Consider the following 10,195-nt stretch of genomic DNA (forward strand, 5'->3'; position numbering starts at 1 on the left):
GGAGTGAAAGATGAACTGGCGGGTAACGGAGGTGGATGCCGAGTCGGCTGTGCTGCTGCTGACTTGTCCCGGGCTCTGCTGGGACAACTTCCCGGCTCTGGCCGAGGAGCTGGTCGAGGGGTGGGAGCTTATACCGATCGAGCGGGAGTGGGGAGCCGATCGCCATAGCTGGCTACTGGAGTTCGAAGGCAGCAGGTTGCGGCTGGAGTATGAGCAGCACAGCGGCTGCTGGCTGGAGGCGACACACTCGGACGACAGGGAGGTGGTGCTCTGGCTGGGTCGGCAATATGGGGCATGAGCCCTGGCGGATGACGGCTGCCGGGCCTGTCACACAGGCATTGGATGACCGGCCTGTGACGTCGCCCTTCGGCGATGGTTGCCACAGGCTGAACCCACAGCATAAAGATTGAACTATCGGTATTGGGGCGTATAATCTCGCCCCTCAATTATCGCCAATGGTGGCGGTATGGGTTCCCTAACCCCATTAACCAAAAAGGTCACAATATGAATCTGACCCCTGCTCAGCACCAGACGGCGCTGGTGCGTCTCTCGTTGTTCCACATCCTGATCATCGCCAGCAGCAACTACTTGGTGCAGCTGCCGATCACCATCTTTGGCTTCCACACCACCTGGGGTGCCTTCAGCTTCCCGTTCATCTTCCTGGCCACCGATCTGACGGTGCGGATCTTCGGCGCCGGACTGGCCCGCAAGATCATCCAGACCGTGATGCTGCCGGCCCTGGCCGTTTCCTATGTGCTCTCTGTGCTCTTCTTCGAGGGCAGTTATCAGGGCATGGGCAACCTGGCGGAGTTCAACCTCTTCGTGGCGCGCATCGCCCTGGCCAGCTTTATGGCCTATCTGGTGGGCCAGTTCATGGACGTGGTGGTGTTCAACCGCCTGCGGCTGCTCAGGGCCTGGTGGGTGGCACCGGCCGCCTCGACTCTGTTCGGCAACCTGGTGGATACCATCGCCTTCTTCAGCATCGCCTTCTGGCGCAGCACGGATCCCTTCATGGCCGAGCACTGGGTCGAGATCGCGACCGTGGATTATGTGTTCAAGCTGCTGATAAGCCTGGGATTGTTCGTGCCGCTCTACGGTGTGCTGCTGCGCTACCTCAGCCGCAAGCTGGTGGGGGAGGCCGGCCTGGTCGGTCTGCAAACGGCCACGCGACAGGCCTGACGACAATGACCACCCGTGCGGTGGTCATTTTTTTGCTCTTCTCGCAAATAAGGCTTGCACAGTTAAATGAGAATGATTATTGTTAACTCGTTTTCCGGGAAAGACTTCATTCGTTCCAACGTGATGGACTTCTTGTGAAGGCACGACATTGCTCACATTGCTTCCAGTTAAGGGGCCAGTTGTTTACTGGCCCTCTTTTTTGTCTTTTTTTCAGCAAGTCGCAGCCATAAAAAATGGGAGCCAAGGCTCCCATCTTCAGTCTGTGTCGGCTCATTCTATGTCGAGCGCATCGGGGGAGAGGATCACCCCTGTGGTATCGGCGTAGAGGTGATCATCCGGCAGGAAGGTGACACCACCGAAGTTGACCGGCAGATCCGTCTCTCCCACATCCTTGTGGTCGGCACCGACCGGGATGGCGGCCAGGGCCTGGATGCCGATATCCAGATCCTCCAGGATGTCGACCTCGCGCACGCAGCCGTAGCAGACGATGCCTTCCCACTCGTTTTCCGCCGCCGTGGTGGCGATCTCGCTGTCGATCAGGGCCCGGCGCATGGAGCCGCCGCCGTCGATCAGCAGCACGCGGCCGACGCCGTTCTCTTTGACGACTTCACGGATAAGACCGTTCGATTCGAAGCATTTGACCGTGGTGATGACGCCGCCGAAAGAGGCACGACCGCCGAAGGAGCAGAGCATGGGTTCGAGTACATCCACCATGTCCTGATAGATGTCGCACAGTTCTGAAGTGTTGTATTCCATTGTGTCAGATCCACCGCTGGAAACAGGTGGATCCAGTATAAGGAGTGGGGTTGGCATTTCAACGACTATTCCTTGCCCAGAGGCGGGAATCCCCGTTTTTGTTGCGGCGGCGCCCCCTGATTTCCTATGTAGGACAAGGGCCTGCCATTCGGGGCTGCCGCTGTCTGAGGCCACTAGGGGGCCGGGCACCCTGGTGGCAGCCATCTGGGGCTAGAGCAGGAACAGGGTCGCGAGGCCGAGGAAGATGAAGAAGCCGCCGGTGTCGGTGATGGCGGTGATCATCACGCTGGCCCCCACCGCCGGATCTCGCCCCAGCCGACTCATGGTCATGGGGATGATGACCCCCATCAGGGCCGCGACCAGCAGGTTCAGCACCATGGCGAGCGTCATGACGGCGCCCAGGGCCGCATCCTGATAGAGGAAGTAGGTAGCGACCCCCATGGTGCCGCCCCACACCAGGCCGTTGATCAGCGCCACTCCCAGCTCCCGCCACAGCAGGAAGGAGACGTTGCCCGGCTGGATGTGCTGCAGCGCCAGAGCCCGCACTATCATGGTGATGGTCTGGTTGCCTGTGTTGCCGCCAATCCCCGCGACTATGGGCATCAGGGCCGCCAGCGCCACCAGCTGCGAGATGCTGTGCTCGAACAGGCCTATGACCCGGGAGGCCACGAAGGCGGTACAGAGGTTGAGGGCGAGCCAGGCCCAGCGGGTCTTGACCGCCTTGGCGACAGGGGCGAACACGTCTTCTTCCTCGCTGATCCCCCCCATGCGGCGCAGATCGGTGTCGCTCTCCTCATAGACCAGGTCCACCACTTCGGCGACGGTGAGCCGCCCCATCAGCTTGCCCTTGGCATCTACCACGGCGGCGGAGACGAGATCGTCCCGCTCGAAGGTACGAGCCGCCGCCTCGTCGTTGTCTTCCGGATCGAAGGTGACGGGGTTCTTCTCCATCACGTCTTCCACCCTGGTATCCGGCTTGTGCAGCAGCACTGTGGTGAGGGGCAGCTCCCCCTGCAGCCGGTTGCGTCTGTCGGTGACGAACAGCTTGTCGGTGTTGGCGGGGATCTTGCCGAGCTGGCGCAGATAGCGCTGCACAGTCGCCAGGCTTATGTCCGCCCGCACCGTGATCAGCTCGAAGTCCATCATGGCGCCGACAGTGTGCTTGCCGTAGCGGATCACCTCCCGCACCCGGTCGCGCTGGTCGGGGGCCATGGAGGTGAGCAGCCGGCCCATCAGATTGCGGGGCAGGTATTGGCCCAGATATATCTGATCGTCTATGTCGAGGGTGCGCAGGGCGTGCAGCAGCGCCTTGTCGCTCATGCCGCTGATGAGGCTGTCCCACACCGTCTCGGACGCCTCGACCAGGATCTGGCCGTGGCGCTCCGGGTCTACCTGCTGCCAGAGTACATGGCGCTCGTCCGGCGGCAGTGACTCCAGCGCATCGGCGACGTCGGCGGCCGGCAGGCTGTTGACCAGACGCGTCAGCTCGCTGGTCTGATCCCGGAGCTCGGCGTCCTGCACCCCTTGGGGATCGAGCAGGCTGTCGGTGAGGGCATCGTCGGCCAGCAGCAGGGTGAGGATGCGGGCTCTGTCGTGTTCACGCTGTTTGGCGCTGTTCTTGGGGGGGAGAGACATGCAACAAGATTCCTGAATTCGGTTGGCCGGATGGCCTTGCTCCATAGGATACCAAATTCAAAACAAGAGGTTATGACAGTAAATGCAGGATAAAGAAACGCCACCCCAAGGTGGCGCTTTCAATACTGGTGTTGGACGTAGCCTCAGGCCGATGCCGCGATCCGCGCTGCGTCATTGCCCTGGCCGAACCAGGCGAGCTGGTCGGCCAGGGTCACCACGGATCCCACCATGATGAGGGCCGGGCTCTCGACGCCGATGGCCAGCTCCGGCAACTGGTCCAGGGTGCCACGAATGACCCGCTGGCTCGGCTGGGTGCCGCGCTCGATCAGTGCCACCGGGGTGTCGCCCCCCTTGCCGTGGGCCAGCAGTTGCTCGCGGATGGTGGCGCAGCTTGATAGCCCCATGTAGAACACCAGGGTCTGCCGATCCCGGGCCAGCAGCGGCCAGTCGAGATCCCGGGCACCGCCCTTGCCGTGAGCGGTGACGAAGCGCACGCTCTGGGCGTGATCCCGGTGGGTCAGGGGAATGCCCGCGTAGGCGGCGCAGCCACTCGCCGCCGTGATCCCCGGCACCACCTGAAAGCCCACGCCGCTGCCCACCAGCGTCTCCAGCTCCTCGCCGCCGCGACCGAAGATGAAGGGGTCGCCCCCCTTCAGCCGTACCACCCGCTGCCCCTTCTTCGCCTCGTCCAGCAACAGTTGGTTGATGCCCTCCTGGGGCACGCAGTGGTTGCCCGCCTGTTTGCCGACGAAGATGCGCCTGGCATCCCGTCGCACCAGCGCCATCACCTCGTCCGAGACCAGCCTGTCATAGACCACCAGGTCCGCCTGCTGCATCTGGCGCAGGGCGTGCAGGGTGAGCAGGCCGGGATCGCCGGGGCCTGCCCCCACCAGCACCACCTCGCCAGCGCTCTGGCTTTCATCGGCAAACAGGCTGTCGGCCAGCTGGTGGGCAGAGGCGTGATCCCCCCGCGCCAGCGCCTGCCCGAGCCGGTCGGCTCCGAGCAGCCGTTCCCAGAACTGGCGTCGCTCTCCCATGCTGGCGAAACGGGCCTTGACCCGATCCCGCAGGCTGCCGGCGAAGGTCGCCACGGCGCCCAGATGCTGCGGCAGCAGGGCCTCGAGTTTTTCCCGCAGCAAACGGGCCAGCACCGGCGCCTTGCCACCGGAGGAGATGGCGACCATCAGCGGCGAGCGGTCGATGATGGACGGCATGATGAAGCTGGAGCGTTTGGGGTCATCCACCACGTTCGCAAAGATCCTCGCCAGGTTCGCGCTCTGGTAGACCAGGGCGTTGACCTCGCGCCTGTCGGTGGCGGCCACCACCAGCCACTTGCCCGCCAGCTGAGCCGGCTCGAATTCGGTCGCCAGCCACTCTATCTCACCGTCAGCGGCAAGGGTCGCCAGCTCGGGGTCGAGGGCGGGGGAGACCAGGGTCAGCCGGGCACCGGCATCCAGCAGCAGGCGCGCCTTGCGCGCCGCCACCTCACCGCCGCCAACCAGCAGCACGGGTTTGTTGTCGAGTCGGCAAAAGATGGGCAAGTAGTCCATGGGGCCTCCGGATCAGGCGGTTTGGGTCTGGCTGGCAGTAGTGGTGGCGTCGCTCACGGCAACCGGTCGCTCCGCCTTGGGGGTGGCATACCAGTAGCCCAGACCCATGAAGAGGGCGCCGGAGACGGTATTGCCGAGGGTCACCCACAGCAGGTTGTGGCCTATGCCGCCCAGGGTATAGGCGTCTGAGTGAGCACCGAACCAGGAGAGGGCGAACAGGGTCATGTTGGCGACCGAGTGCTCGTAGCCGGAGGCGATGAAGGCCAGCAGGCACCACCAGATGGCGATGAACTTGGCCGCGCCCTCGGTGCGCAGCGCCATCCAGATGGCGAGGCAGACCAGCCAGTTACACAGCACGCCCTTCATGAACAGGGTCAGGGCCGGTGCCTGGGTCTTGGCCAGCGCCACCTTGTGGGCCAGGCTGCCCGCGTCCGGCAGCAGACTGCCGCCGTAGGAGTAGATCAGCGCCACCGCGATGGATCCGAGCAGGTTGCCGGCCCAGGTCTGGGGCAGGATGCGCAGCAGATCCCCCATGGCAATCTTGCCCGTCTTCACCCCGAAGGTGAGGAACATGGTGTGGCCGGTGAACAGCTCGGAGCCGGCGATGACAACCAGGGTCAGGGCTATGCCGAAGGTGGCCCCCATCACCAGCGGACGCACGCTGGGATCAACCAGGTTGCCCAGGGTGAAGATAAGGATGATGCCCAGGCCCACATAGGCCCCTGCCATGGCGGAGCTGAGCCAGAAGCCGAGCTTGTCATCCCGCTCGAAGCGGTTGATGCGGGCCGCGTTGGCGGCGCACTTGTTGATGCTGTCGGTATACATGTTGATTCTCTTTAGAGGGGCCGCCCGCAGGCAGCCCTGATATTCATGGTGTTAGACGGCGACCCAGACCTGCTGGTCGCGCACTTCGACTGGGTAGCTCTGCACGGACATGGCTGCGTTTTCGAGGCAGTGGCCGTCGCTCAGGCGAAAGTGCTGCTTCTTGAGGGGGCTGGCGACCCAGAGCTCACCCTCGTGTTCACCGACTATGCCGCGCGACAACACGTTGGCGGCGAAGAAGGGGTCCCGGTTGTCGATGGCGAACACCTCGGCCGCGTCGCTCGGGCGGAACAGCGCTATCTGACGACCCTCGATCAGGGCGCAGACGCCGGTGCCTGGGAATATGTCATTGAGTTGGCATGCGAGTTTCATCACTTTGCCTCCATGTCGATCTGGTAGACGGGAATGCGCTCGGCCGGGGTGGCAGGTCTGTGCTGGTCGCGCTCGGTGACGAACTGCACGTCCGGGTCGCGCTTGTCGCTGTTGATGAAGTGGCTGAAGCGCTTGAGCGCTTCCTCTTCGTTGAGGGTGCGCGACCATTCGCACTCGTAGCTGTCGATCAGGGTCTGGATATCGCGCTCCAGGGTGTCGGCCAATCCCAGCTTGTCGTCGACTATCACTTCGCGCAGGTAGTCGACTCCGCCCTCCAGGTTGCCGAGCCAGACCGAGGTGCGCTGCAGTTTGTCGGCGCTGGTGACGTAGAACATCATAAAGCGGTCGATCAGCTTGATCAGGGTCTCGCGGTCGAGGTCGGAGGCCAGCAGGTCGGCGTGGCGCGGTTTCATGCCGCCGTTGCCGCCCACATAGAGGTTCCAGCCCGCGTCGGTGGCGATGATGCCGACATCCTTACCTTGGGCTTCCGCACATTCACGGGTACAACCGGAGACGCCGAACTTCATCTTGTGGGGGGTGCGAATACCCTTGTAGCGATTCTCGAGGAAGACCCCGAGGCCGACGCTGTCCTGCACGCCAAAGCGGCACCAGGTGCTGCCGACGCAGGTCTTGGCCATGCGCAGCGCCTTGGCGTAGGCCTGACCGGTCTCGAAACCGGCCGCCAGCAGTTTGCGCCAGATGGCGGGCAGATCATCCTTCTGGGCTCCGAACAGGCCGATGCGCTGGGCGCCGGTGATCTTGGTGTAGAGCTTGTAGTCGCGGGCCACTTCGGCCACCGCCAGCAGCCCTTCCGGGGTCACTTCACCGCCGGCCATGCGCGGTATGACGGAGTAGCTGCCGTCCTTTTGCATGTTGCCGAGGAAGATGTCGTTGGTGTCCTGCAGCTGGGTGTTGAGCGGGCTCAGCACATAGTCGTTCCAGCAGGAGGCGAGGATGGAGCCGACGGTGGGCTTGCACACCTCGCAGCCATGGCCGTGGCCGTGCTTGGCCAGCAGCTCGTCGAAGCTCTTGATCCCCTCCACCTTGACCAGGTGGAACAGCTCCTGGCGGGAATGGGGGAAGTGGCCGCAGAGGTGGTTGTTGACCTCGATGCCCTGCTTCACCAGCTCGGCGTTGAGCACCTGGCTGATGAGCGGCACGCAGCCGCCACAGCCGGTACCGGCCTTGGTGTGCTGCTTGATGGCGGCCAGCGTGGTGTGACCCTCGGCCACCGCCTTGGCGATGTCGCCCTTGGAGACATCGAAGCAGGAGCAGATCTGGGCGCTCTCCGGCAGGGCATCCACCCCCAGGGTCGGTTTGGCACCGGCGTAGGCGGGCAGGATCAGGGTGTCCGGGTGGCTCGGCAGCGGCAGGGCGTTGAGCATCATCTGCTGCAGGTTGCCGTAGTCGTCCACGTCACCCACCAGCACGGCGCCGAGCAATCGGCTGTTGTCCTCGCTCACCACTATCTTCTTGTAGACGCCAGCCTGATCGTCCTGGAACACATAGCTGTGGCTGCCCGGGGTGCGGCCATGGGCATCACCGATGGAGCCGACGGAGACGCCGAGCAGTTTCAGCTTGGCGCTCATGTCCGCCCCTTCGAAGCGGCTGTCGCCGCCGAGCAGATGGTCGACGGTGATCTGGGCCATCTTGTAGCCCGGCGCCACCAGCCCGAAGAAGCGGCCCTGCCAGGCTGCGCACTCGCCGATGGCGTAGATGTCGGGATCGGAGGTGAGGCAGTGATCGTCGATCAGCACGCCGCCACGGTCGGCAATGGCAAGTTCACAGTAACGGCCCAGGGTATCCTGCGGGCGGATGCCGGTGGAGAAGACCACCACGTCTACTTCCAGCTGGCTGCCGTCGGCAAAGGCGAGGCGGTGCTGGGCGTCGCGGCCGCCGTGCATCAGGATCTCGCTGGTGCTCTTGCTGGTGTGCACCTGCACGCCCATGGATTCGATTTTGCGGCGCAGCAGCTGGCCGCCCTGGCCGTCGAGCTGCTCGGCCATTAGCACCGGAGCAAACTCCACCACGTGGGTCTCGAGACCCAGCGCCTTGAGGGCGCCGGCGGCTTCGAGGCCGAGCAGGCCACCCCCGATCACCACCCCGCTCTTGCCGCTCCTGGCGGCGCTGCGGATGGCCTTCAGATCCTCGATGGTGCGGTAGACGAAGCACTCGTGGTGCTGACTGCCCTGGATGGGCGGCACCCAGGGGTAGGAACCGGTGGCCAGCACCAGCTTGTCATAGCCGACCACAGTGCCCTTGTTGGAGTGCACTTCGAGGGCTGCCCTGTCGATTTTTTTCACCGCTTCGCCGAGCAGCAGGCGGATGCCGTGCTTGTCGTAGAAACCAGGTTTGACGAGGGAGAGATCTTCGCTGGTGTGATGGGAGAAGTAGGAGGAGAGATGGACGCGATCGTAGGCGGGACGGGGTTCTGCACCGAAGACGGTGATCTCGAACCGGTCCGGATCGGATCGCTCGATCAACTCTTCGATGAAGCGGTGCCCCACCATGCCGTTGCCCACAACGACCAGTCTGACTTTGCTCATAGTTGCCTCAAGTTTGGAGTAATAAAACATCATTCTGAGGCTAGGCTACCCAGTCGGCGGGGGCGGTCGATTGATGCAAATCAAGTGTCTATTTATATATCTCCTCAGGGGTAATTCGAGGAAATTCAAATTTATACATAAATAGGTATACCAGTTGACGGTTTCCGTGCCCGGCGCGGCCGCTGGCCCCGGTCGAGTTCCGGCATGGGGGGCAAGAGGCCGACCCCTGGCAGGGGCCGGGTCATCAGGCGATATGGCGGCGGAACATGGCCAGCGCCAGGGAGAGGGTGACGCCGGCGATGGCGAGCAGGGGCCAGAGCAGGGGCCAGGCCGCCGACCAGCCGAGATCCTTGAGGAAGACCCCCTTGAGCAGCAGGATGAAATGGCTGAGGGGGTCGATGACCGCCAGCCACTGGAACAACAGCGGCATGTTCTCGATGGGGGAGACATAGCCGGAGAGGATCACCGCCGGCACCATGAAGGAGAAGACCCCGAGAAACGCCTGCTGCTGGGTCGAACAGAGGGACGAGACGAAGAGCCCTATCCCCGCCAGCGCCAGGCCGTAGCAGACCATGCCCGCCATCAGCAGCGTGGTGCTGCCGCCAAACGGCACCTGATAGAGGAAGCGGGCCGCCAGCGCGACTATGGTGCCCTGGCCCACCGCCACCAGAATGCCGGGTACCGCTTTGCCCGCCATGATCCAGACCGCGGTGAGGGGGGAGACCAGCAACTGGTCGAAGGTGCCCTCTTCCCGCTCCCGCGCCACCGACAGGGCGGTGACGATGAGGCAGCCTATGGTGGTGATGATGGCCACCAGGGAGGGCAGTATGTGCCAGCTGAACTCTATGTTGGGGTTGTAGAGGTGGCGCACCGTGAGCGTAGGCAGCCCCTTGCCCTCGCTCTGCCAGCGGGCGATCACCTGATTGATGTAGCCTGCCGCCACCTGCCCCCCGTTGGAGCGGCGCCCGTCGATGATGAGCTGCAGTTTGGCCTGTTCGCCCCTGGCCAGGCGGCGGGAGAAATCCTGCGGGATGATGAGACCGATCAGGGCCTGCTGCCCGGTGATGGCATCTGTCATCCCAGCCTCGCCCGCCACCGGCATCACAGTGGTGAAGGCGGGCATGTGGGTGAGGCGTTCGATGAGCTCCCGGCTCTGCGCCCCCCCATCCTGGTCGTAGATGGCCAGGGTGTTGCCGGTCACCTCCAGGGTGGCGGCGAAGGGGAAGAGGGCCGTTTGCAGCAGCACCGGCATGATGAGCAGGAAGCGTCCCTGGGTATTGCCCATCAGGGCCTGCAACTCTTTTCGGATCAGCCACCAGAGTCGGATCAGCATGG

At 63.7% G+C, this 10,195-nt stretch carries 9 protein-coding genes; 2 read left to right on the forward strand and 7 right to left on the reverse strand.

Translation table 11 applies throughout. From position 1 onward, the window contains the following. The first annotated feature begins 10 nt into the window (after positions 1 to 10). Together WIR04_RS00765 and WIR04_RS00770 are read left to right on the forward strand one after the other, a co-directional pair. Positions 11 to 298 carry a DUF3630 family protein gene (locus WIR04_RS00765; protein ID WP_338889762.1) on the forward strand — a complete coding sequence of 96 codons (288 nt, stop codon included), beginning with the start codon at positions 11 to 13 and terminating at the stop codon, positions 296 to 298. A gap of 206 nt (positions 299 to 504) precedes the next feature. Beyond that, complete coding sequence (locus tag WIR04_RS00770) at positions 505 to 1,179, forward strand: 7-cyano-7-deazaguanine/7-aminomethyl-7-deazaguanine transporter (protein ID WP_338889765.1); 675 nt, start codon at positions 505 to 507, stop codon at positions 1,177 to 1,179. Positions 1,180 to 1,449: 270 nt separating this feature from the next. Here WIR04_RS00770 and rraA read toward each other — a convergent pair whose 3' ends face one another. From rraA to WIR04_RS00805, 7 genes are all read right to left on the reverse strand, one after another. After that, positions 1,450 to 1,935 carry a ribonuclease E activity regulator RraA gene (gene rraA, locus WIR04_RS00775; protein ID WP_005328442.1) on the reverse strand — a complete coding sequence of 162 codons (486 nt, stop codon included), beginning with the start codon at positions 1,933 to 1,935 and terminating at the stop codon, positions 1,450 to 1,452. A gap of 210 nt (positions 1,936 to 2,145) precedes the next feature. Further along, a complete protein-coding gene (gene mgtE / locus WIR04_RS00780) occupies positions 2,146 to 3,570 on the reverse strand; it encodes a magnesium transporter (RefSeq protein ID WP_338889767.1) in 1,425 nt (474 codons plus the stop codon). Between the two features lie 143 nt (positions 3,571 to 3,713). Further along, positions 3,714 to 5,120: a siroheme synthase CysG gene (gene cysG, locus WIR04_RS00785; RefSeq protein ID WP_338889769.1), complete on the reverse strand. Its 1,407-nt coding sequence runs from the start codon at positions 5,118 to 5,120 to the stop codon at positions 3,714 to 3,716. 12 nt (positions 5,121 to 5,132) lie between these two features. Next, the gene (gene nirC, locus WIR04_RS00790) at positions 5,133 to 5,945 is read right to left on the reverse strand and encodes a nitrite transporter NirC (protein WP_338889771.1); all 813 of its coding nucleotides are present in this window, start codon (positions 5,943 to 5,945) and stop codon (positions 5,133 to 5,135) included. Between the two features lie 51 nt (positions 5,946 to 5,996). Beyond that, on the reverse strand, positions 5,997 to 6,314 hold the full coding sequence (gene nirD, locus WIR04_RS00795; RefSeq protein ID WP_338889773.1) for a nitrite reductase small subunit NirD: 318 nt from the start codon (positions 6,312 to 6,314) through the stop codon (positions 5,997 to 5,999). Beyond that, a complete protein-coding gene (gene nirB, locus WIR04_RS00800) occupies positions 6,314 to 8,860 on the reverse strand; it encodes a nitrite reductase large subunit NirB (protein WP_338889775.1) in 2,547 nt (848 codons plus the stop codon). The genes nirD and nirB overlap by 1 nt, the downstream gene beginning before the upstream one ends. A 244-nt stretch (positions 8,861 to 9,104) precedes the next feature. Further along, entirely contained in the window at positions 9,105 to 10,193 is a 1,089-nt protein-coding gene (locus WIR04_RS00805; protein WP_338889777.1) for an ABC transporter permease, read from the reverse strand. Positions 10,194 to 10,195: the final 2 nt, after the last annotated feature.

The sequence above is a fragment of the Aeromonas rivipollensis genome, assembly GCF_037811135.1.
Taxonomy (GTDB): domain Bacteria; phylum Pseudomonadota; class Gammaproteobacteria; order Enterobacterales; family Aeromonadaceae; genus Aeromonas; species Aeromonas rivipollensis.